A 24,752-nucleotide genomic window follows, 5' to 3' on the forward strand; every position below is an offset into this window, starting at 1 on the left:
GCATTATACTAATAGGACGAAGATCAGGAGTAGTAGATAACGGAAGTTTTTAGAGAGTTAGCGGTTGGTGGGAGCTAATAACGGATGGAATCGAACTTGCCTTGGGAGTCTGCATAGGAATGATTGACCTACGCCGTTAATCCGCGATAAGGATTCAAGTTGAGTGTTTTCACTAATTTGGGTGGTACCGCGGGAATTATATGTCTCGTCCCTTTTTCAAGGGACGGGACTTTTTATTTTCCGTCATTGGTGAATGCGTTCTTATATTAAAGGAGGAAAAAACATGAGCTTTAATCATCAAGAGATTGAGAAGAAGTGGCAAAAGTATTGGGATGAACACCAATCTTTTAAAACAGTCAATGACGATTCAAAACCAAAATTTTATGCACTTGATATGTTCCCATATCCATCAGGATCAGGTCTACACGTAGGACACCCTGAAGGTTATACAGCGACAGATATTTTATCTCGCTTCAAACGTATGCAAGGTTACAACGTACTTCACCCAATGGGATGGGATGCGTTCGGTTTACCAGCAGAGCAATATGCACTGGATACTGGGAATGACCCTGCTGAATTTACAGAGCAAAACATTGCAACGTTCAAACGCCAAATCCAAGAGCTTGGCTTTAGTTATGATTGGGATCGCGAAATTAATACAACAGACCCTTCATACTACAAGTGGACACAATGGATTTTCATCCAATTATATAAAAAGGGATTAGCTTACATTGATGAAGTAGCTGTAAACTGGTGCCCAGCACTTGGGACAGTTCTTGCAAATGAAGAAGTCATCGATGGTAAATCAGAGCGTGGTGGACATCCAGTAGAACGTCGTCCGATGAAACAATGGATGCTGAAAATCACTGCTTATGCAGACCGTCTAATTGACGATTTAGAAGATGTGGATTGGCCTGAAAATATTAAAGATATGCAACGCCACTGGATTGGTCGTTCTGAAGGTGCGGAAGTAGACTTTAAAATTAAAGGAACAGATAAGCAATTCCGCGTATTCACAACACGTCCAGATACATTATTCGGTGCAACTTACACAGTTTTAGCGCCAGAACATGAATTTGTAAAAGACATCACAACACCAGAACAAAAAGAAGCAGTACAAGCTTACTTAGATCAAGTGAAGATGAAGTCAGATCTTGAACGTACAGACCTTGCAAAAGAAAAAACAGGTGTGTTCACAGGTGCTTATGCAATCAACCCAATTAACGGTCAAGAAGTGCCGATTTGGATTGCAGATTATGTACTTGCTTCATACGGTACAGGTGCAATCATGGCTGTTCCAGCACATGATGAGCGTGACTACGAGTTTGCGAAACAATTCGACTTACCAATCATCCCTGTATTAGAAGGCGGCAACATTGAAGAAGCGGCATTCACAGAAGATGGTCCACACATTAATTCAGGCTTCTTAAATGGACTTGATAAAGAAGAAGGCATTCAAAAAGCCATCGCTTGGTTGGAAGAAAATAAAGTGGGTGAGAAGAAAGTAACGTATCGTTTACGTGACTGGTTATTCTCTCGTCAACGTTACTGGGGTGAACCGATTCCAATTATCCATTGGGAAGATGGTTCAATTACAACAGTTCCAGAAGATCAACTACCACTTGAATTACCAAAGACAAAAGATATTCACCCATCAGGTACAGGTGAATCACCACTTGCGAATATCGCAGAGTGGGTAAATGTTGTAGACCCTGAAACAGGTATGAAAGGTCGTCGTGAAACGAACACAATGCCACAATGGGCAGGTTCATCATGGTACTTCTTACGCTATATCGATCCACACAATACAGAAGCAATCGCAGACCCAGAGCTATTAAAACGCTGGTTACCAGTTGATATCTATATTGGCGGACAAGAACACGCAGTACTTCACTTACTATATGCTCGTTTCTGGCATAAAGTGTTATACGATCTAGGCGTTGTTCCAACGAAAGAGCCATTCCAAAAATTATTCAACCAAGGGATGATTCTTGGTGAAGGTAACGAAAAAATGTCAAAATCAAAAGGGAATGTTGTAAACCCTGATGATATTATCGAATCACATGGTGCAGATACACTTCGTTTATACGAAATGTTCATGGGACCACTTGAAGCATCGATTCCATGGTCTACAAATGGACTTGACGGAGCACGTCGCTTCTTAGATCGTATTTGGCGTTTATTCATCAATGAGGAAACAGGTGAATTAGCAGATAAGATTCAAGATTCGAACGACACAACACTTGAAAAAGTGTACAACCAAACAGTTCAAAAAGTAACAGATAACAATGAAAACATCCGTTTCAATACATCAATTTCACAAATGATGGTATTCATCAACGAATGTTACAAAGCAGAAGTTGTACCAACAGCTTATGCAGAAGGCTTCGTAAAAATGTTATCACCGATCGCACCACACCTTGCAGAAGAATTATGGGCGAAACTAGGTCACACAGAATCAATCACATATGCTGAATGGCCAACATATGATGAAACAAAACTAGTAGACGACGAAGTAGAAATCGTTGTTCAAATCAACGGTAAAGTACGTGCGAAACTACTTGTAGCAAAAGACGCTTCACGCGAAGACCTTGAAAAAGCTGCACTTGAAAATGAAAACGTACAAGAACACATCGACGGTAAAGAAATTAAAAAATTAATTGCTGTACCAGGTAAATTAGTTAATATTGTAGCGAAATAATAGTGTAAAAAGAAAACCGTAACGTGTACAGAAAAACTGTAGCGTTACGGTTTTTTGATTGGATTTTGATAAAAGCAACTTTTAAAATTATGATATGGCAAAAAAATAGTAAAATATATCTATTAAAAATATTTAGTTATGTTAGAATTGTAATTAAAGAATATATTGAATACTAGGAGTGTTAACAGTGGATGCTATAAAGTATGAAAGAGAAATTGAGTACATTGAAACTACTTTAAGAGAAAAAGAAAAGCTCAGCTGGGAAGAAATAAGAAATAAATTCGGTAATTCAGGAACGGAAGAGTCACAAATGAAAATAAATGTATTAAAAGACATGTCTGTTATTAATATATCTTCTGTTGAAGAATGGGTGGAGATTGTTGATTATTTAATGAGTATTGATAAAAATTCAAGAGTAGTAAAATTAGGTGAAGCAACAAAGAATAATGTGAAAATACCTACAGAGAAATATTCTGCTTGGAAATTATATGAAAACAGTTTAAGAAATAAAAAATGGTCTTTAAAATCTATAGCAAGTATAAAACAAACATCTTTTCAAATTTTACAGCATCTTTCAACCGATACATCTGAAACAGGTGCCGTTAAAGGTTTGGTAATAGGTAACGTTCAGTCAGGTAAAACAGCAAATATGGCTGGTTTAATGGCTATGGCAGCAGATAACGGATTTAATTACTTTATTGTTTTATCTGGCGTAATTGAAAATTTAAGGCAACAAACATCAACTCGTTTATTTAATGATATGAACTCTTCTGGTAGAGGAAACTTGCATTGGATTCAAGTTGATAAACCGAGTTTAAGTTCTTCTAATCCAGGACATCAACTTGAAAAATTTCAATTAGATGTAGAAAAAAGCAAAAATAGATATTTTACAGTTAGCTTAAAAAATAAAAGTAGGTTGCAAAGCCTTATAAAATGGTTAAAATCAGATCCTAATAAAGCAAAACAAATGAAAATATTAATTATAGATGATGAAGCAGACCAAGCAAGTATAAATACTAAAAATATCGAGGAAGAGACCAACTCAGCAATTAATGAGCAACTATTAGATTTGGTAAATTCAAAAGTATTTGGTAGTGTAAATTATATTGCTTATACTGCAACACCTTTTGCTAATATATTGAATGAAACTTCTAAAGAATCACTATATCCAAAAGATTTTATTACATTACTTGAACCATCAGAAGATTACATGGGTCCGAAAGAAATATTTGGTATTGAATCTCCTGAAACTCACCCTAAAATAAATATCATTAGAGAAATAACAAATGAGGATAAAATAGATGTTGAGGAATTACAACAAGGAGAGAACTGTACAGACTTGCCACAAAGTTTTAAAGATTCGATTCATTGGTATCTTATTACAGTGGCAGGAATGAGGGCATTAAATTATAAAAAACCTATAACAATGTTAGTACATACTAGTTTTAAAATTTCTCATCATCAAATAATTGCCAAAAAAATTGAAGAATATTTAATAGAAATAAAAAATAATTTTTCTAAAATAATCAAAGATATTAAAGTTTTGTATGAAAATGAAATAATCGATTTTAAAAAAAATACGTTTATAGAGGCAATGAAAGGTTATTCAACCATTGAAGAAATACCTGACTATCCATCTTGGGAAGAAATTGAAAGATATTTAATAAGATTAGTACGATATGATGGAAAAGAGTATGTGAGTCATATTTTATTAGGAGAAGAAGGAGAACCAAAATATCATAATGGTATTCATTTAACGATTGATAATAGCAAATCTAAAGCAGACAACCAAATTGTTAGACTAGTATATCCAACAGGAAAAAATATGCCTACTCATGCACCAGCATTTATTGTTGTTGGAGGAAATACCCTTTCACGAGGGCTTACTTTAGAGGGGCTAACATCAACTTATTTTTTAAGAACAACTAACCAAGCAGATACGTTATTGCAAATGGCTAGATGGTTTGGGTATCGTAAAGGTTATGAGATTTTTCCAAGAGTATGGTTAGACGTTTCTGCGAATCAGCGTTTTGAATTTATTTCTCAAATTAATGAAGAATTAAGAAGAGAAATAAAAAATTATGAAGAAAATGGACTGACACCATTAGAATATGCTCCAAAAGTAAAACAATCACCAGATCGAAAATTAATTAGAATTACTTCAAGTAATAAGAGCCAATCTGCAGAAGAAACAGATTTTAACTTTGCAGGTTTTAATTCACAAACAATTTATTTTGAGAGAAACGAAATTGATTTGCAAAATAATTTATCACAAGCTAAGAAGTTTATGAATTCGTTAAAAACACCTAAAATTAATAATAGTAAGATGATTTGGAATAATGTTCCTAGTGAAGCGGTCAAAGAATTTTTAGAGAACTATAAAGTATGCAATATGGATATTAAAATGTCTAATTTACCTAATTTATTGAATTGGTTAGAAGAAAATGAAAATAAACTACCTTCTTGGAATGTTATTTACTCTAGTGTCGGAGAAATAAAGAATCAAAAGGCAACAGAAGAGGATAGTTGGAATATACACGGTTACTCTCCAAAAGCTTCTAAACGTACCCAATTAAAAAATAGAAGTACTGAAGAAATCTCAAATATTGGTGTACTTAGAGTTCCAAGCGATTTGCTTTCAGATATTGATGAAGAATTAACACAAGAAGAAAAAGGAAGTGCAAAGGTAGAGGATATTCAAAAGATTCGTGAAAAATACGGTTATGCAAATATTCCTCAATTAATTATCTATAAAGTGGATAAAGGTACTCTATCTAAAGAAGAATTAGCAACTATAAAGTCAAAAAATAGAGAACCACTGAATTTTACACATGATATTATTGGCTTAAATATCATGATTCCTGGAGAAACACGGAAAACCCAATTTTCAACTTATGTTTCTGCAAATATTAAAATAGCTGAAAATCAATTTATTGATGAATCAAAATATCTTGAGGAGGAAGAATAATGAAGTTAAAGATGGCACCAAATGATGTGCAAAGTATGGCACAAGATGGTGATGCAATATTACGATCTTTACAAAATAATAAATTACCTGAAATTGATTTAATGGTACGCGAGTCCTTACAAAATAGCTTAGATGCTTCGTTGGAAGAATCGGATATTACAAAGGTTGATTTTACTATTAATACTTTTGATTCCAATTTATTATCTCCACATCTAGAAAATATTGAACAGAAATTAAAAGAAAATTATCCAGGAGAACAACACTTTATTGCTATCAGTGATAAAAATACTACAGGGTTAACAGGTGATTATATATCAGACAACCAAGAAATTTTAAATGGTAGCAATTTCCATAAATTAGTTTTTGGTATTGGTAAAAATCAAAGTAAGGAAGGTGCGGGTGGTAGTTGGGGACTAGGAAAGACTAGTTATTTCCGTATGGGGATAGGTATCGTTTTTTACTATACAAGAGTCAAAAATCAAGATGGTACATTTGAAGAAAGACTTATAGCTTCTTTAATTGAAAGTCCTAAATCTAAAAATAGAGTACTTCCTGGAAGTGAACGAGGGATAGCATGGTGGGGAGAATACGATAAAACAGGTGAAAAAATACTACCAATTACGAATAGTGAAGAAATAAGTGAAATATTAAAAATTTTTAATTTGAACAATTATACTAATCAAGAAACAGGGACAACAATTATTATTCCTTATTTGAATAAATATAAAAATAATGAAAGTGGTTTAGAAGTTCCTTGGGAGAATAGTAGAGAAGATGAAGTCGAAATGGCTATTCAAAGATGGTACTTTCCAAGAATAAGTAACGAAATATATCTTGAAGAATTAGGAAACAGTAAATTATATTGTTCAGTGAATGGGAAATTGATTTCAGATGAATTTGCTCCAAATATGGAAAATATTTTTGTTTTATTTAGAGAGATATACAACTCGGCATTAAAAGGTTCTTCTACCAATGATAAAATTATTGTCAAAGAAGTAGTTATACCAAGAGAAGCTTTAAAAGCAAATGGTAAACCTATTGGTCATATTGCTTTTTCTGAAGTAAGTAGAGAAGATGCAGGGATGATACCACCTAGAAACAATCACTCTCCTTTAGCTTACTTTGGTATAAAAGATAAAAATAAAATAGAAAATCATAACTCTAAAGTAATCGCATATTGTAGAAAGCCTGGTATGGTGGTGGAGTTTAATGTGGATGGTGATTGGTCACCATCTGAAGATGTACAAAAAGATAATCATATGTTAATTGGTTGTTTCGTACCATGTTCATCCAGTGAATTATCTAAAATGCATCAAGATAAAGGATATTTAAATGTTGAAAGTTATTTAAGAGCAATAGAAAATTCAGATCATGCAAATTGGGAAGATGAGCATGGAATAACATTAATTCAAAGAACTAAAAAATATTTACTTAAAGCAATTCGAGATACCTATCAAGATAATAATGATTCAGCTAGAAGCTCGGTAACTTCAGGGTTATCAAGAAAGTTTGGTAAGCAACTAATGCCGCCTAAAAATTATGGTAAGGCATCTAGGGGAAAAAGTGGAACACGCAAAATTAATAATGAAGGAGTTACAAAATCTAAACGAAGTGAAATAGATATTATTTCAACTACTTTAATAGATACTTCTCATGTTAAAGTAGAGTTCGAAATTTTATTGAAACCTGTAAGTATTAGTAAGGTGCTTGTTCAAATAAATTCCCAAGATGGTTTTATGGATTCTATAGTTTGGAATAAAACTTTTGGAGAAAGTAATAAATTCCCTTTCTCTATTAAGGAGTTAAAGATTGAAAAAGATGTTGAAAAAAATATAAACTCATTTGATGAAACTGAAATAACTCCAGAACTAACTATTATAATCAATGAAAAAGATCAATCTTCAATCCATATTAATTATGAAGGTGAAAAGAGTACTGTTGTTAAAGGAAGTTTTATATTAGAGACACAATCAACTCAATATATTCCTGTCTTATCGATAAAAAGTGAGAATCAGGTAGGAAAGGATAATTAATAATGCAAAATTCAACAAATCAAATTTCGTTATATAAAAAATTAGATAATAATTTAGCAGAGTTAGTTAATATTCAAATTGAAAAACCGCAGATTACTTATAATTTAGATGATGAATATAGAAAAATCACTTTAGATGATTCTTATATAGATGTAATCAATGTAAATGAATATGATGTTAATTGGTCACCCACCGAACATAATATGAATATATCTCAAACATTTAAATTTCTGAAACCAAATTATTTATTTGGAGAAAATAGCTTAGCATTAGAAGGTAGTAAAATAGGTTTGGGTGTCCACTGCTACTCCAAAACCGCTAGTTTCCAAAAAACTATAGATATAGGTACTATAGAAAATCAAACACAACCGTTAAGTTTAGAATTTCAACATTCGTTTTCACAAGGCGAATTAAGAGGGAGCATTCAATTTGACTTCTTTTTATTTTTAAAAGAATTAAAGCATTGTAATCCATTACAAGCTTCGTCTGTTGGAATGGTCCTTACTTCTGATGATTTATATAGTTTTATATTGATAGTGGACGGAGAAGGTTCTATTTTTCCAATCAGTGAATTTAATGACAAAAATGGACCACTGTGGAGATTAGAATGTAACTGGGCGGATGCAGAGTATGATTCATTCGATATTGCTAATGTGAACTTAGAATTGAATGTAGGTCATTATCTATTTAATATCTTAAAAGACGGTAAAACAAGAATAGCTAGGTCTATGATGGGAGATATTATGATTCAAGCTATGTCAATAATTATTTCTCAAACTTTAATTATTGAACAAAAAAGTTTAGAAGATGTTGAAGATAGAAATGATACAATTCTTTCTGCTGTTAAATATTGGGTTGAAACATTTGAAGTCGATATATCTTCAATATCCTCTGTTTCAAACTCAATTAGAAAGTATTGGGATAAAGAAATGATGGAAGGAGAAGGATAAAATGATTAATTGGAGTGCTATTAAATACGATATAAATAGTGCGAAAAAAGATTTTGAATGCTTGGTAGTTAAATCAAAATCTGTCGAACCTATTAGTGTAAATGAAAAATTCACTGAACTTAGAGAAAGTTTAATAGCTGCAAGAAATGATATTTTTGAAGAGCACGGAATGGATAGCGCGAATAAATTAGACTATAATTTTGATTTACTATTTGGATTAAAGTTATATGAAATATTAAATGAATCTATTGGGTTTTCAAATCGAATTGCTACAGATGATGATGTTTGGAGATATTTATCAGTTTGCATAGTTCCTGATATTGTACATTCTAGGTGGTCATTAAACGCAGATCACTTTTATAAGACACCGAGAAGAATTTGGCTAAAAACAATTTGGTGGTACATTCATTTATCGTGGCAAAATGACTCTAAACAAACTTATGAAATCTTAAAAAATAATTCGACGGACACAATTCTACAGTTAGTAGAACGTCCAGGAGTAGGATATTATGTAGAGATGTATAGAGAAATAATGCTTCAATATCATAGATATGGTGATTCAGATCGAGATTTATTTAGAAATATTTTGAAATTAAATACAGCTAGAATAATGACGACTTCCCCTGAATTAGTTGAAGGTGGAGTTAAGCAATATGTAACAGAGCTTTTTGAAACAGTAAAGGGTGCATAAATGTGGCGGTTTTTTCAAAAAAATTATACGAAAATATTCTTGAAATTGAAGCAATGAATTTTAGTCATTTAGATGTAATAACAGGTTATTCATCAGGCGATTTTTTAAAAAAAGTAACGACGGATTTTCCCCTACTTAATTTAAAAGTTTTTATAGGAATGTCAACGCAAGGAATTTCACAAGAAGACCATAGAATTTATCAAAATCTAACTTTGAATAGTAATTTGGTAAAAGTGTATTATCAAATCGAAGGTGTACCAACACATATTAAACTCTTGAAATTTAGTGATGAATTTGCAGAATCTACTTATATTGGTTCTGCAAATTTTTCTTCTAATGGTTTTGGTGATCAAAAAGAAATTATGGCTAAAGTCCATTTTGATTCGCAAATATTTTTTGCTGAGCAAGAGAGAAATTCACTTTTATGTACTTCTGATGAAGTTTCAAATTATATTGATTTTTATAAAGTAGACAATCTCCCTCAGTTTATTTTTGAACAAGAAGTTAATTATGACTCACCTTCTTTAGAAAAAGATATCGAGAATACAGTTGAGAAAAATATAACATTAATTAAAAAATGGCGAAATAGTTTAAGTTATAAGCAATATAACAGTGTTGAAGTTGAAATAGTTAAAGAAAAAGAGCATGATCCACGCTGGTCGACTTCAGGGATTAATGGTATATTTGGAGATGGTGAATCTTATTTACAACAGGGTCCAGGTAAGTCTTTTTCAGAAGTATTACCATCTAAAGAAAGATTTAAGATTATCACAGATGATGGTATAACTATTGAAGCAGAATTGTTTGGAGCTTTTAGTAAAAAAATTAGGTTTATAGAATTTGACATACTTAATTATATTCGAAATAGAATAGGCATTTTTGAAAATAGACCTATTTGTAAAACTGATTTAGATTTATATGGTAGAAATACTATTCTATTTGAAAAGTTAGATGAAGGTAGATATATATTGAATTTTGAAGTTAGTTAAGTATAGTTTTTAGGAGGTTGAAGTATTCGATGTTAAGACTTATCGAAACTTTTAGTGGCATTGGAAGCCAAGTACAAGCTCTTAAGAATAGTAATATTGATTATAGTGTGGAAGCAATAGTAGAATGGGAAATTGGAGCAATGTATGCATATGACATTATTCATAATGGACCTCAAGATCTAACCCCTTATAGACATCATACGAAACTTTCGTTGATTTCTGAGCTACAACAATATAACTTATCAGGGGATGGAAAAGAGCCCCTAAGTGAAAGAGCATTAAATTCAATGAGTGTTATTCAGATGAAGTCTATACTTTGTGCAATCGAAAGAAATAACAACCTAGTAGATATCACAGCAGTGAAAGCAAGAGATTTGCCAGAAGCGGATATATTAACTTATTCATTTCCATGTCAAGATTTGTCAGTTAGTGGGCATTGGCATAAAAATACAGGTGGTATAGATCGAGATGCCAATAATAGATCAACTTTGTTATGGCAAATTGAAAGAATACTAAAAGAATTTGTGGAAGAAGATAAAGGTCTTCCAAAATTTTTATTGATGGAAAATGTAAGTAATATTCTTTCTGAAAAACATATTGGGAATTTTAATGAGTGGCAAGAATTTCTTAGAAGTTTAGGTTATGTAAATCAAATATATACATTAAACGCGAGAGATTTTGGGGTTCCGCAATCTAGAATTCGTACTTATCTCGTAAGTGTATTAGTTAGTACAAAAGAAGAAGAGAATCTAGTGAATGATTTTTTTATTGTTAATAATTTAGAATCTTTTCAACTAGATCCGACCAAAAGTAAAAAAATTAGCAAATATCTTCGTTTAGATTACTCTGTGGAAAAGTATCTTAATGAGGCAATTGATAGCACTCCAGCTTTAACTCCTTCTAGAGTAAAAATATATGAAAATAATGTTATTTTAGCTTCAGATAATAAAGCATACGATAATCTTTATGCAAGAACTATAACAACAAAACAAGATCGTCATCCCAATTCAGGTATAATTGAATATAATGAATTAGTATTGACAGAAATTAATACAAAATATAGAAACTTAACACCCAGAGAATGCTTCTTATTAATGGGCTTTAAAGAAAGTCAATTTGATTTATTAATGGAGCACAATATTAAAGTTAATGATTCAAAGTATATTTTGCCAACGTCGAAGTTAATTCGCTTAGCAGGTAATAGTATTGTGGTAGATGTGTTAGAAAGTATATTTAAACAAATTGATGAAATTGATTCTATTCTTGAATCAGAGAAAGCTAAAGTGAATTGCAATTCGAGTAAAGTCTTATAGACTTTACTCGTTTTCTATAGCTAGGAAATACAGAATAGTTTTTCTTTTTTTGATTGTGTAGATATTTTATTTAGAACGTAAGTAAAATTTAGGAGGTTTTAAGATGGATTTAAATAAAATTATTGAGGCGCAGAAAATGTTAATTAATAAGTTAGATGAAAATAAAAAAGAAGCCTTAAATATATTAAAAGAAATGGAATTAATACAAGGAAATTTAGATGAAAAATTAACTATAAAAAAGCGAATTAATGAAGATTTAATAATAAGAGTTGGATCAAAGCTGAAAACAATACGTATGGTAGGAAGTGAATTTAAATTATTTGAAAAACATGGAGATAAATTAAAGTTAATTACTAAATTTTCTAGTTTTCAAAACCATAAAAATGAAGAAACTCATTGGTTTACATTAAGAGAAAATGCAATTGAAAAAAGTGATGGAGCGATCTTTACTTTGTTAACAGATAATTCAGATTTTATACATATAGTTTTGAATAAAACAGAATTTAAAAATTTAATCAATCAATTCAATATAATGCCAGATGGAAGAGTAAACATTGGTTTTAATATGAAAAATTCAAATGAGGTTTATAGTTCTAAAGGATACATAAACTTCTCTTCTAACATCAACGATTTCTCCAAATTTGAATAGTATTGAATATAGTTTATTAAATACATTTTTTATTAGTCATTATATCAAGAGAAAAAAATAGTGTATTTTTAGTTTGAATTTTAATCTTTATTTGAAGTATATGGGTACAATATGAATAGAAAATATAACAAAACCCGTAACGATTGCAGTCGTTACGGGTTTTCTCTGTTTATGCTTTTTCTAACTCCTCCGTTAGTTCTTCCAACTGTGTAATCAGTTGTCCGATATAAGCGATGGTGTTGCGGAGTGGTTCATCTGTTGATACGTCAACGCCTGCCATTTTAGCGAGTTCTTCAGGTGTGGTTGTGCCACCTGCTTGTAGAACGCGTAGCCAGTCGTCTACGGCGTTTTCGTCTTTATGGATGACTCGTTGTGCTACTTGTGTAGCAATCGTTAAGCCAGCGCTGTATGTGTACGGATATAAGCCCATATAGTAATGTGGTTGGCGCATCCATGTGCGTTCAGCACCTTCATTGATAAGAATATCTTCACCCCAGAATTGTTCCAGCACTTGTCGTTTTAATTCATTGAGGCGTTTCGCTGTGACAGCACCACCTGCATCAACAATACGATATACTTCGCGTTGATACGCCGCTTCTAATAAGTGTGTTACAAAGTTATGGTAATACGTTTTTGATACCATATTTGAAATAATCCAGCGTTTAAAACGAAGATCCTCTTTTGTTGTAACGAGATGTTCTGCGACTAGTAGTTCATTCAATGTTGAAGGAGCTTCTACAAAGTAACGTGATACACGTCCGTCAAAAACATTTTGTTTTTGATAGGCTTGTTGGAAATGCCCCGCATGTCCTAGCTCATGTGCGAGTGTGAAAACATTACTCATATGATTATTCCATGACATCAAGATGTACGAGTTTGCGCCATAAGGGCTTGCACAAAATGCGCCTGTTCGTTTGCCTTCATTCGGTGCATAGTCAATCCAGCGCTCATCATATGCACGTTGCAACATCTTTGTATAGTTTTCACCCATTGGTTGTAATGCTTCTAAAATCATTTTTTCGGCTTCTTTTTTCGTAACAGTCGGTTCATACTCAGGGTCTAGTGAGATTTTTAAGTCAGCAAAAGTCATTTGGTCGAGTCCATGCACTTTTTGAAGTAACTTAGCATAGCGGCGCATATGCGGTGCTAATTCGTTCATAATGACATCAATTTGTCTGTGGTATAAATTTTCCGTCACCTTTTGTTCGTGGAGTAGAGAATGGAAGACAGAATCAAAACCACGTAAATCCGCCATACGTTTTTCAATTTGTACTTGTGTATCATAGGCTTTTGCGGTTGTTGCTTCATAATCACGCAATTTCCCGTAAAATGTTTGGAAAGCTGCATGACGTTTACTGAAGTCGACTTCTTGTTCCCAATTATTTTCAAATGAGCTATAGCTTAATGGGAACTGTTCACCGTCTACGTCAACATCAGGGAAGCGAAGGTCGAGTGCTTTTGTTGCATTATAGAGTGCATAAGGTGCATCAAAAGCGACATTAAGTGATGCGAATGCCTTTTCGACTTCTGGGTGTAATTGGTACGGTTGTTTTCGTAAGATGTCTTCTACAAAATGTTTTAAGTGAGGTGCTTGTTCAACTGCTTCATTCAATACGTCCTCAGATGTACTTAGTAATGTTGTTTTGAAAAAAGATGTCTTACTAAAGAGAGTCGCCGTCACTTGATTCATGCGAGAGACACGTGCTTGCGCCGCTTCATCGCCTTGGTTTGTTTCCCATGAGAGATTGGCATATGTATGCACAATCACAAATTGCTCAAAGATTTTTTCGTAATCTTTTAGTGCTTGTGCAATCGATGTAGCAGCGTTTAAGTGATCTTCATAATTTACTTGGAATTGATGTACAGCTTCTAACAATACCTCAACTCTTTCATTAAACTCATCTTCATCTTTGACTAAACGTGTTAAATCCCAAGTTTCTTCTAACGGCACAGCTTCACGAACAGGTAACTTCATATCACTTCACTCCTTATATTTAGTCTTTTCATTATATTCTAAATATTTCGGATTGTGAAGTAAATGATTACAGTCGACGAATTGAATATTTCCCGAGCAATAAATCAATGAAGTAAAGAATTGCGATACATAGATGAATACCCCACCCAAGTATAGGAATCCATGTGAAACAAGTTAAGAAAATCGCAATGATTGGAACTACTTTTGATTGGATTGTCCCCATACGAACGATGAGTACAATGGCATGAATGACAAGAGCAACCCATACAGTTGCATAGCCAGTAGCAAGTACTGTAGCTCCTCCTACAATCGGAATTGCGAGATAGGCTTCATATAAAAAAGCAATTAATGTCGTTACAAAAAACATACACATCCATCCTTTCGTTAGTAAATATACGAATGACTTTGAATTTTGTTTCAAGGAGGAAAAGAAAAAAATCGCACCGAAGCGCGACTTTTCTCTCTAACTCTTCGTTTACGATTTTGCAAAATCATCTTCTCCAGATTCGTAAACATCGTCAAATACCTCACCTTTATTTTCTTCACTTGTTGTTACATAGAGCGTACATGCTAGGTCACCTGTTGAATTTACCATCGTACGTGTCATATCGAGTAGACGATCAATACCGATGATTAAAGCAATACCTTCTACAGGTAAGCCAACCGCTGTTAATACCATAGCAAGCATGATAAGACCAGCGCCTGGAACAGCAGCAGTTCCAATACTTGCGAGTACAGCTGTTAATACGACTGTAATTAGTGCTGTAATGGATAAATCAACCGAGAAAACTTGTGCAATAAAGATTGTTGCAACCCCTTGCATAATCGCAGTTCCATCCATGTTAATCGTTGCACCGAGTGGTTGTACGAATGAACTAATTGAACGAGGGACGCCAAGTTTTTTCTGCGCAATTTCCATAGCGACAGGTAGTGTAGCACTACTACTTGATGTACTAAACGATACAGCCATTGCAGGCGAATACGTTTTAATTACCTGTACTGGATTACGTTTCGCTAAAAACTTCATAGCACCGCCGTAAACGAAGAAGAAGTGGACAGCAAGTGCCAGCAATACAACAAGCATGTATAAGAACATTGCTTTTAATGCACTAAATCCGAGTTGACCAACTGCAGAGGCGATTAAACCGAATGTACCAAACGGTGCAAACTTCATGACAAGGTTGACTAAGAACATCATAATTTCGTTTCCTTGTTCCATTAGTTTTGCAATACCCTCTACTTTTTTACCTAAATAGCTAATCGCAAAGCCGATGAAAACAGCGAAGAAGATAATTTGTAGCATTGCACCTTCTGCCATTGCAGCAATTGGGTTAACTGGAATGATACCGAGGAATGTCTCTGATACGGGCGGTGCTTTTGTTGGTTCATAGTTTAAATTATCTGTTTGAAAAGTTCCAGCAAGACCTGGTTTTAAAATCAGTGCTAAAACAATTCCGATTGTAATCGCGATAGCTGTTGTTGTTAAAAAGAATGTAATCGTCTTAATGCCAATTCTGCCCAGTTTTTTAGGATCACCAATATTCGCAACACCTGTCACAATCGAGAAGAATACAAGTGGTACAATCACCATCTTAATTAAGTTTAAGAAAATTGTGCCAAGTGGTGTAAATAAATAACCATCTAAAGGTTTAAAAATACTCGGAAAAAAGGCGTTAATGACAACACCTACAATAGCCCCTAATGCAAGTGCAATTAAAATACGTTTTGCTAATTTCATCCATTCATCCCCTTTATGTAAAAATAAAATAAGCATTACATTTCTCTATGTATGATATAAAGAAAAATAATGCTTACTGTTATATTATAATAAAACAAAAGGAAATGAAAGTGCTTTCATGCTAATAATTTGATTCTTTTGCCTGGATAATTGCGTAAAGTTTATCATTCGTTGGTGTAGCAATTTGATGTTTTACACCTAATTTTCGGATTGTTCCTGCAAAAAGTGGTAGCTCGCTTTTTCTTTTTGCGTCGACATCCTGTGCCATGGAAGGTTTTCCTTCTGGGTTAAGCGTTGCTAGAATATCAAGCCAATAAGCTAAATCTTTTTCGGATAGTGCGATTCCTTCTGCTTGTCCAATTTTGATTACTTCTCGCATGGCACTAATCATCATATCGCGCGCTTCACCTTCGATTTGAACATCATGGAATGTACCTTCAATTGCAGCAACAGTTTGGTTCACACCAACATTTAACATGAATTTCCCCCATAAGCGATGGCGCATTTGTGGATCGACTTCATAAGGGAATTCCGTTTCATCGAAGAATTTTGTAACGGTATGTAAGCGTTCAAGTTCCATTCCTTCCAAGTCTGCCCCGATGCAAAGTAAGCCTTTATTGACATAAGTCATATGGTTGCCTGTTTTTAAAGCATCCATTCCTTGTGCTACACAATATAGTGTATGTTCGACACCGAAAACTTTTGCAATTTCTTCTTCACTAATAATGCCATTTAATACAGAGAGAATAATCGTTTGTTTTTGTACGATTGGACGAATTATCTCAATGGCTTCAGATAAACCATCAAACTTTGTTGCGATTAAAATCAAATCTGCTGGTGTCGCTTGTTCAGGTGTTACATAATGGAATGTACAAGGTTTGCCATTACAAAAAATACCGTCTCGTTTATAGCGTTCAATGCGTTTAGCATCTGCAATTACTTCTACACATTCTTTTGGTAAACGTTTTGAAAAATGTTCTGCATACAGTACACCAAGTGCACCAAGCCCTACAATTGCTACTTGTTGAATTTTCAATTGACCCACTCCTAAATTATGTCATAAAAGTATCATAACAAATTTTTTGATGAAAAATGAAACAAATCGGGTATAAAAACAGTAAGTAAGGTAATGGAGGCGAACGCCGATGGAAAAACAACAATTCAATAAAGTGCTACAATTCTTCACAGTATTATGGGTTTTTACAATTATTGGATTATTAATAGGGACTGTATTACCACAAGTCTTTATATTACCACTTAGCATTGTGACGTTAATCTTACTAATTGCGATGATGTTTAGTCGTACAATGAGAAGATTAGGAAGATTCATATCGATTATTGTCGCAACATTAGTCGGTATTACATTTTATAGTGCATTAAATTTTTATCTAGGTGCATTAGGTGGAGGAGTGGTCTTACTCATTTTAGGGACGACTGCCATCATCTTCATCGCAGCCGGTTTATATGGTTACTATACAAAACGAGACTTTACGAATAAAGGAAGTATCTTATTCATCTTATTAGTTGGTTTAATCGCATTCTCAATCATCGCGATTTTTGTGAAATTCTCATCAGTTGTGTGGATTTTCGTTAGTGCATTAGGTGTCATTGTATTTACTGTTTATACAATTTTCGATATGAACCGAATTGCAAAACAACCAATTAAAGATGAAGATATACCGATGATTGCACTAAATTTATATTTAGATTTCATTAACTTATTCCAATATCTATTAAGTCTTGTGTACAATATTCGTCGCACATTTTAAATGAAGGCGAGTTGTTATAGGTCTGACAACTCGCTTTTTTCTATGAAAAAGTTGCGTTTTTTAATAGATTTCATTATTGTTTGTAATAAGGATGTTTATAGTGTGGTTGTGGAAGTGGAGGAAAGCATATGATCAATTCAAAAAAACAAAGTGTTACAGAGAATACGATTACATATCATTATCCATTTATTGATTTAGAAAAAAAGAAAGTAGAAGCGAAGGTAACGGTTGATCAGCAGATGTATTTATCTGTAGCTGTTGATTTATCAAATGGGGTTATTCAGATTGAAAAGAACGCAGCAGACTTTGAATTAGCTTTGACAGACGATCAAAAGATAATTGAACAGATTAAAACAATGGCGGAATTCATGATTTTTAATCAAATTGATAGCTATTCAAAGACGTTTTTAAGTTAGCTTGCATATATACATAAATAAAAAGGAAGATGAGCCAACGCATTGAGCGAGGTTCTTCTTCCTTTTGTGCTTATAGAAGTTAGTTCTTCGATTCATCATATTTTTGTAAGTTATACTGCTGAATCATCGCATTTAATTTTTTATTATACTTTGTGTCGGTAGCATAACTACCTGTTAATGCTTCTGTTGCTTCTTGATAGGTAGAAGCGGAAGACTTGAATGTTTTTTTATAAAATTTCTTGTTCCATGAAGTGCCGTTCTTTAAAAGTGTTGCATAATCTTTCATGCTCTCTTCGTAAGAATTGTACTTTCGAAATGCAGCATCAATGGTACGTAAATTCCCTTTACCATCATCTTCTTGAGTAGGTAGTAGAACACTTTCACCTTTATACGTTCCTTTAATTCCAAAAAGATTGTAATTGGGTGCACTAGCAAGTTCACTGTTTCCGGAGTTACTTTCGAGTGTTGCTTGTGCAATCATAACAGAAGCGTATAAACCATAGCGGTCTGCAATTTTTTGAGCAGTTGGTGCAATTTTTTTGATAAATTCTTTTTCTGTGTAACCGACTTTCTTTGATTCTACTGGTTTAGGTTGTGCTTCGTTATTAAATATAAGTGTTTTAACTAATAACACGACACAAAAAATAAAAAGACTAAGAGCAATAATAATTCCAATGAGTAATTGTGAAGCTTTTCGCATGTTGATCTCCTTTTATTTTACGCGATTACAATTAAAACGTTTATAAACATAAAAAGTTCCGTTTATTGACATTGTGCAATAGAGTCTGGCATAGAAATAATCTTCCCATTTTCCATTAAAACAAAATCATTTTTTGTTGAATGTTTTACCATATATTGAGCTTCGTCAGCATGTAATATGCAAGTATTCATATCATCTACATGTATAATAGTCTGTGAATTCCCACCAATACTAAAAGTTAAATAATCGGCAGTTTCAGAAGCTACATGTTGGATGTGGTATGAATTAATCTGGTTTAAAAATTGCTTATAAAATCGATGTACTTCATTCTCTGTATGATTTTGAAGGAGTACTAAAAACTCTTCTCCACCCCAACGTGAAGCAAATCGATTCGGACCTGCACATAAATCATGTAGTGTAGAAGCGACTTTTGCAAGTACGATATCTCCATACGCATGTCCATAGTAATCATTATATTTTTTAAAACAATCAATATCAATCATGAGCACGGTCATTTTACAAGGAAGTTGTGTTTGTAAATAATCTAAATGATGTAAATAGCCGCGACGATTTGATAAATTAGTTAATTCATCTGTATAAGCAGCAGCTCTAAGTTCTTTTGTTAACATTTTTGATACTTGCTTTTCTTCAACAAGACGTTGATTTTGCTCTAAGTGTTGTTTCATAATACGATAATTTAAGTAATTTAAAGAGAGTGTTAAAATAGTAATTAATAGTAATAAGATTAAATTAAATTGTCCGTATGTAATAAAGTTTGAGTTGAAAATAATAGCTATACTAAGTAAAATTGTGCAAAATAAAATCGGAATCATCGTTTTTCTGAGAGGTATAATTACAACACATGAACATAAGAAAGCATAGACTAAGTAAATCACAATTTGTCCATGTAATTGTTGGTCATAATTTGAAATATAGCAACTGCTCAAAAGGGTAATCCAAACGTATAAAAAGATGATCGCATTGATGTTTTTAGTTTGTTCAATCGAGATTGCCTGTTTTCTTCGATGTTTAAAAGCATAAATTAATGTAAAAATATTAATAGCTATAATAAGAATGTAACAAATAACATATCCTTTGTAGTCTTTAAAATGATATGTAGTATGTGTGTGTGCATATAAGTTAATAAAAAAAATAGCGGAAAGCATAAATAACGAAAATATCGAAACAAGAAATAATCTTTTAATATTTTGTTTGGCAAATTCACGTTGAATATAAATCGATGCTGGAGGCGAATGTGATAAATTCGCAAATAACTTTTTCATGCAATGCACTCCAATTCTTAGTTGTTTACTTATTCCTATAGAATACCATAATATAGAATTTATGTGCTTAAAAAGAATTAAAAACAATATGTTCATATATATAACGTACAAATTTGTGACAGAAATAGATTTTGGCATAAAAAATACGAATCGTATGGAAACGATTCGTACTTAAAAAACGTTAAATAGGGTATGAGAGAGAAGCTGCGCTATCGCCTGCAATATGTCCTGTGACTAGAGCTGCAGTGATATTATAACCACCTGTGTAACCATGTACGTCTAAAATTTCGCCGCAGAAAAATAGACCGTGTTTTTTCTTAGAAGCCATTGTTTGTGGTTCGATTTCTTTCGTAGATACACCACCACCTGTTACAAAAGCTTTTTCAATTGGTTGTGTACCGTAGACAGTCATTTCGAATGCGACAAGTGATTGTGCGAGCGTGCGCGTTTGCTCAGCAGATAAATCCGCTCCTGTTAATGCTTCATCGATATTTGCACGCTGCATTAAAAAAAGTAACCAGCGCTCTGGAACAATGCCTTTCCAGACGTTTTTTAACGCTTTTTTCGGCTCATCTTTTGCCAATTTAAAGAGCATTTGAAAAGCGGATTCAGCATTATGTTCTGGTAAAGCTGCAATGCGCATCGTAACAGGTTTCTGACCATTTTTCTTAAGTTCTTTTACAACATATTGGCTACAACGAAGAATGGCTGGACCACTTAAACCGAAATGTGTAAAAAGCATGTCCATTGTATGTGTTACAATCGGTTTACCATTTTTTTTAAGAATGGATACAGCGGCATCGCGAAGTGCTAAACCTTGAAGTTCTTTTGATTGGATAAAGTCATCATTTGATAGTAAGGGAACTTCTGTTGGATAGAGATCTGTTACAGTGTGTCCAGCTTTTTCAGCCCATGGATAACCGTCACCTGTTGAACCAGTTTGAGGTACAGCTTTACCACCAACTGCGACAATAACTGCTTGTGATTTGATTTCGGTACCATCTTCTAAACGAACGCCAATCACTTTTTCATCGTCCATGAGTAACTTACTTACTTTTGTTAATTTGCGTACTTCGACGTGAAGACGATCAAGTTCGCGTAACAGCGCATCTACAACATCTAGTGCGCGATTTGATACAGGAAACATACGCCCGTGATCTTCTTCTTTTAAAGCAACACCTAGATTTTCAAAGAATGCGATAATATCTTCGTTATTAAATACCGTAAAAGGACTATAAAGAAAGCGGCCGTTACCAGGAATATGTTTAACAATTTCCTCAACAGGTAGGCGGTTCGTTACATTACAACGACCACCTCCAGAAATCGCTAATTTCTGCCCTAGTTTTTTACCTTTTTCAAGCAACAATACTTTTTTACCTTTAGACCCAGCAGCGATTGCGGCCATTAGTCCAGATGGTCCACCGCCAATTACAATTACATCATACATTTTTCTAGCTCACTTTCTTTTTTTATTTTATTATACATGAAATGAAGAAACTATTTGAGTAATTGTATATCGAGTTGTAAACTATAGTTTAGGTTTTATTAGATTTGGACAGAATGGAAGGATTTTATGTCATCATTAATGAAGGGAACTGCCATTCTTACGATTGGTATGTTTTTATCAAAAGTATTAGGTCTTGTATACATATTCCCGTTCTACGCGATTATCGGTCAAGAGAATGTTACACTATATTCTTATGCATATATTCCTTATTCAATTATGTTGTCGATTGCCATTTCAGGAGCACCTGTAGCTGTTTCGAAATTCGTCGCTAAATATAATAGTATGGGTGATTATGAGTCGGGTAGAAAACTCGTCAAGTCGGGTTTAATGATTATGCTTGGAACTGGTATTTTATCGTTTATCGCATTATATTCTCTAGCAACACCGATTGCAGAGTTAGTTATTAAAGATGACGATCAAATTTTCACAGTGCCACAAATTGCGAGTGTGATTCGTTGGGTAAGTTTTGCATTAATCGCAGTACCATTTATGAGTTTATTACGTGGATTCTTCCAAGGTTATAACCATATGTCACCAACAGCAGTATCACAATTAGTCGAACAAATTGTACGAATTGTTGTGCTGTTAGTCGGCTCATTCTTAGTAATGAATGTGTTTGCTGGTCAGGCACAAACAGCAGTATCATTTGCTGTATTCTCAGCATTTATTGGTGCTATTGGTGGTTTATTATGTTTATATTATTACTGGCGTAAATTGAAGCCGGAATTTGATTTGAAGTTAGCTGAGAGTGTCCCGTCTGGAGAACTCAGCTACAAAAAGATTTATAAAGAAGTTATTACGTATTCGATTCCTTACATTTTTGTAGGGGTTGCAAATCCACTATTCCAATTAGTTGATATGTTCACGTTTAACCAAGCGATGTCGAGTATTGGTTTAGCGAAAATTTCAGATAATATTCTTGGCATGTTGAACTTTACTACACATAAGATTGTCATTATCCCTGTTATGTTAGCAACGGGATTTTCAATGGCACTTGTCCCGACAATTACACGTTATTATACGCAAAAACAGCGTGGTGAATTGATTGATGCTGTAGATAAGACATATCAAATTCTATTATTTATCACACTTCCAGCAGTTATTGGTATTTCGATTTTATCGTATGATGTGTATACGATGTTATATGAACCAGATGCAATGGGAGCGAGCGTATTAGCTCATTATGCACCAGTAGCAATCTTATTCGCATTCTTCCAAGTAACGGCTGCATTGTTACAAGGAATTGACTATCAAAAGTGGATTATTTTAAGTTTATTAACAGGGATTTTAGTGAAGTTATCCATAAACATCCCAATGATTCAATGGTTAGAAGCAGATGGTGCGATTTTAGCAACAACCATTGGTTATATGGTATCGATTGGTATCAATTTAATTGTTTTAAGTAAAGTATTAGATTACAAACCACAAGTGGTCATTCGACGTTCTATTTTAATTGTTATTTTAACAGCGGTTATGACATTGATTGTATGGCTAACTCGCGAAGGATTATCACTCATTTTACCTGAAGTAGAAACACGCTTTACAGCAATGATTTATATTATTGTCTGTGGTTCTGTAGGTGTGGCTGTTTATGGGTATTTATCACTGCGTATCGGTTTAGCACAAAAATTATTAGGTAGTCGCGTGACGAAAATCGCACGCAAACTAGGTATGTAGGAGGAAATATGCGTTTAGATAAATTATTATCGAATATGGGCTTTGGCTCTCGTAAAGAAGTAAAAGCTTTATTAAAAGGCCAAGCAGTAAAAGTAGATGGGGTTGTTACGAAAGATGTAGCAAAACATGTCGATCCAGAAAAACAAGAAGTGATGGTCTATGGTGAGCGCGTTCATTATCAAGAGTTTATTTACTTGATGATGAACAAGCCGCCGGGCGTTATTTCAGCAACAGAAGATATGTATGATCAAACAGTCATTGACTTGTTAGATCCATTTCATCAACATTTCAAACCATTCCCTGTTGGACGTTTAGATAAGGATACAGAAGGTTTTTTACTCATTACAAACGATGGTCAATTATCACACAATCTTTTGTCTCCGAAAAAGCACGTACCGAAAGTGTATTATGCTCAAATTGAAGGAGAAGTAGTCGAAGCAGATATTGAAGCTTTCGCACAAGGTGTGACATTAGAAGACGGATATCATACAAAACCAGGGAAATTAAAGATTTTAAAAGCTGGGGAACAATCTGAAATTGAGCTCGAGATTTCAGAAGGTAAGTTTCATCAAGTGAAGCGTATGTTCGAGTCAGTTGGTAAAACAGTGACATACTTAAAGCGCTTGTCGATGGGACCACTCGAATTAGATGAAAATTTAGAGCTTGGCGAGTATAGAGAATTAACAACAGAAGAAGTAGAAAAATTAAAACAAAAAGAATGACCTCGCGACGCAGCAGGGTCATTCTTTTTTTACAAGTTCATTTATAGTTGATTTGAGTAATATGAGAAGTTGGCCTCAGCATGTTATTCTTAGGGCTTGTTGGCTTCTCAATACAACGAGTCAGTGTGAGATAAAACTCATTGTAACCTTTCTAAGATGTCATTTTCACTTTTTTACGCGTCGTTGTCCATTTACCTCTAGATGGACTTTCAACTAAGTCATTAAAGGCTAACACATTCAAATCTCTTTGAATGGTGCGAGGAGTGATGCCGAATTCGTCGACTAAATCCTGTGTTGTTACAGTTCCATTATCATGGATGTATTTATACACATCTTTAATACGGTTAAGCATCCGATCAGTTGTTGGTTTCATTGGTGAACCACTCCTTCATCTTATATTCTCAAGACTAGCGGACGATAGAAATTGCGATCTGTAGGCGAAATTTATTTTGCCTTAGACATCTCCCTTTTCGGTTTTTTCGTCAGTATTATCTGACAATCATATTATAACGGATTATGCACTATTTTTCCATAAAAAAGTATAGAAAAAGCTTTTTTTACAATAGCTTTACAGTAAAAGGCGTACGATTATATATTTACATTCAATTAATGTACGTTTTATAGGTGTAAATATACTATTTTTAACGATAGAAAAGTTATTTTATTGTATA

At 33.6% G+C, this 24,752-nt stretch carries 20 protein-coding genes and 1 other annotated feature; of the genes, 12 read left to right on the forward strand and 8 right to left on the reverse strand.

The annotated features are described in order from the left end of the window. Positions 1-10: 10 nt before the first annotated feature. Positions 11-216: a binding site (T-box leader), on the forward strand. A gap of 67 nt (positions 217-283) precedes the next feature. From leuS to ASO14_RS04040, 8 genes are all read left to right on the forward strand, one after another. After that, positions 284-2,701 carry a leucine--tRNA ligase gene (gene leuS, locus ASO14_RS04005; protein ID WP_068451725.1) on the forward strand — a complete coding sequence of 806 codons (2,418 nt, stop codon included), beginning with the start codon at positions 284-286 and terminating at the stop codon, positions 2,699-2,701. A 187-nt stretch (positions 2,702-2,888) separates the two neighbouring features. Further along, positions 2,889-5,669, forward strand: a complete 2,781-nt coding sequence (locus ASO14_RS04010) for a Z1 domain-containing protein (RefSeq protein ID WP_231726981.1) — start codon at positions 2,889-2,891, stop codon at positions 5,667-5,669. Further along, the gene (locus tag ASO14_RS04015) at positions 5,669-7,702 is read left to right on the forward strand and encodes a hypothetical protein (RefSeq protein ID WP_068451726.1); all 2,034 of its coding nucleotides are present in this window, start codon (positions 5,669-5,671) and stop codon (positions 7,700-7,702) included. The genes ASO14_RS04010 and ASO14_RS04015 overlap by 1 nt, the downstream gene beginning before the upstream one ends. Positions 7,703-7,704: 2 nt before the next feature. After that, on the forward strand, positions 7,705-8,652 hold the full coding sequence (locus ASO14_RS04020; RefSeq protein WP_068451727.1) for a hypothetical protein: 948 nt from the start codon (positions 7,705-7,707) through the stop codon (positions 8,650-8,652). A 1-nt stretch (position 8,653) separates the two neighbouring features. Further along, positions 8,654-9,343: a DUF6339 family protein gene (locus ASO14_RS04025; protein WP_068451730.1), complete on the forward strand. Its 690-nt coding sequence runs from the start codon at positions 8,654-8,656 to the stop codon at positions 9,341-9,343. A gap of 2 nt (positions 9,344-9,345) precedes the next feature. Continuing rightward, on the forward strand, positions 9,346-10,332 hold the full coding sequence (locus tag ASO14_RS04030; RefSeq protein ID WP_068451732.1) for a restriction endonuclease PLD domain-containing protein: 987 nt from the start codon (positions 9,346-9,348) through the stop codon (positions 10,330-10,332). A gap of 29 nt (positions 10,333-10,361) precedes the next feature. Next, positions 10,362-11,645: a DNA (cytosine-5-)-methyltransferase gene (gene dcm, locus ASO14_RS04035; RefSeq protein WP_068451735.1), complete on the forward strand. Its 1,284-nt coding sequence runs from the start codon at positions 10,362-10,364 to the stop codon at positions 11,643-11,645. A 103-nt stretch (positions 11,646-11,748) separates the two neighbouring features. Beyond that, positions 11,749-12,294 carry a hypothetical protein gene (locus ASO14_RS04040; RefSeq protein WP_068451738.1) on the forward strand — a complete coding sequence of 182 codons (546 nt, stop codon included), beginning with the start codon at positions 11,749-11,751 and terminating at the stop codon, positions 12,292-12,294. A gap of 169 nt (positions 12,295-12,463) precedes the next feature. Here ASO14_RS04040 and pepF read toward each other — a convergent pair whose 3' ends face one another. The 4 genes from pepF to ASO14_RS04060 form a co-directional block, all read right to left on the reverse strand. After that, positions 12,464-14,269, reverse strand: coding sequence for an oligoendopeptidase F (pepF, locus tag ASO14_RS04045; protein WP_068451741.1), 1,806 nt, complete (start codon positions 14,267-14,269; stop codon positions 12,464-12,466). Between the two features lie 67 nt (positions 14,270-14,336). Further along, positions 14,337-14,636, reverse strand: a complete 300-nt coding sequence (locus ASO14_RS04050) for a hypothetical protein (protein WP_068451745.1) — start codon at positions 14,634-14,636, stop codon at positions 14,337-14,339. A 108-nt stretch (positions 14,637-14,744) separates the two neighbouring features. Beyond that, entirely contained in the window at positions 14,745-16,007 is a 1,263-nt protein-coding gene (locus ASO14_RS04055; protein WP_068457283.1) for a dicarboxylate/amino acid:cation symporter, read from the reverse strand. 121 nt (positions 16,008-16,128) lie between these two features. Then, a complete protein-coding gene (locus ASO14_RS04060) occupies positions 16,129-17,052 on the reverse strand; it encodes a ketopantoate reductase family protein (RefSeq protein WP_335339058.1) in 924 nt (307 codons plus the stop codon). A gap of 100 nt (positions 17,053-17,152) precedes the next feature. Between ASO14_RS04060 and ASO14_RS04065 the strand changes: the two genes are divergently transcribed. Next, entirely contained in the window at positions 17,153-17,776 is a 624-nt protein-coding gene (locus tag ASO14_RS04065) for a Bax inhibitor-1/YccA family protein (RefSeq protein ID WP_068451752.1), read from the forward strand. 128 nt (positions 17,777-17,904) lie between these two features. Next, entirely contained in the window at positions 17,905-18,192 is a 288-nt protein-coding gene (locus tag ASO14_RS04070; RefSeq protein ID WP_068451755.1) for a hypothetical protein, read from the forward strand. Positions 18,193-18,271: 79 nt separating this feature from the next. Here the strand turns inward: ASO14_RS04070 and ASO14_RS04075 are convergent, their stop codons facing one another. The 3 genes from ASO14_RS04075 to ASO14_RS04085 all read right to left on the reverse strand — a co-directional run bounded on the left by ASO14_RS04075 (position 18,272) and on the right by ASO14_RS04085 (position 21,622). After that, entirely contained in the window at positions 18,272-18,892 is a 621-nt protein-coding gene (locus ASO14_RS04075; protein WP_068451758.1) for a glucosaminidase domain-containing protein, read from the reverse strand. A 62-nt stretch (positions 18,893-18,954) separates the two neighbouring features. Then, on the reverse strand, positions 18,955-20,175 hold the full coding sequence (locus tag ASO14_RS04080; RefSeq protein ID WP_068451761.1) for a GGDEF domain-containing protein: 1,221 nt from the start codon (positions 20,173-20,175) through the stop codon (positions 18,955-18,957). Between the two features lie 181 nt (positions 20,176-20,356). Further along, positions 20,357-21,622 (reverse strand): BaiN/RdsA family NAD(P)/FAD-dependent oxidoreductase, encoded by a 1,266-nt coding sequence (locus ASO14_RS04085; RefSeq protein WP_068451763.1) that lies wholly within the window; start codon positions 21,620-21,622, stop codon positions 20,357-20,359. Between the two features lie 126 nt (positions 21,623-21,748). Here ASO14_RS04085 and ASO14_RS04090 point away from each other — a divergent pair, with 126 nt between their 5' ends. Further along, positions 21,749-23,359 carry a putative polysaccharide biosynthesis protein gene (locus ASO14_RS04090; protein WP_068451765.1) on the forward strand — a complete coding sequence of 537 codons (1,611 nt, stop codon included), beginning with the start codon at positions 21,749-21,751 and terminating at the stop codon, positions 23,357-23,359. An 8-nt stretch (positions 23,360-23,367) separates the two neighbouring features. Next, positions 23,368-24,081, forward strand: coding sequence for a pseudouridine synthase (locus ASO14_RS04095; RefSeq protein WP_068451768.1), 714 nt, complete (start codon positions 23,368-23,370; stop codon positions 24,079-24,081). A 151-nt stretch (positions 24,082-24,232) separates the two neighbouring features. Here the strand turns inward: ASO14_RS04095 and ASO14_RS04100 are convergent, their stop codons facing one another. Then, a complete protein-coding gene (locus tag ASO14_RS04100) occupies positions 24,233-24,454 on the reverse strand; it encodes a DeoR family transcriptional regulator (RefSeq protein ID WP_068451771.1) in 222 nt (73 codons plus the stop codon). Positions 24,455-24,752: the final 298 nt, after the last annotated feature.

It is taken from the genome of Kurthia sp. 11kri321, from assembly GCF_001534765.1.
Classification (GTDB): domain Bacteria; phylum Bacillota; class Bacilli; order Bacillales_A; family Planococcaceae; genus Kurthia; species Kurthia gibsonii.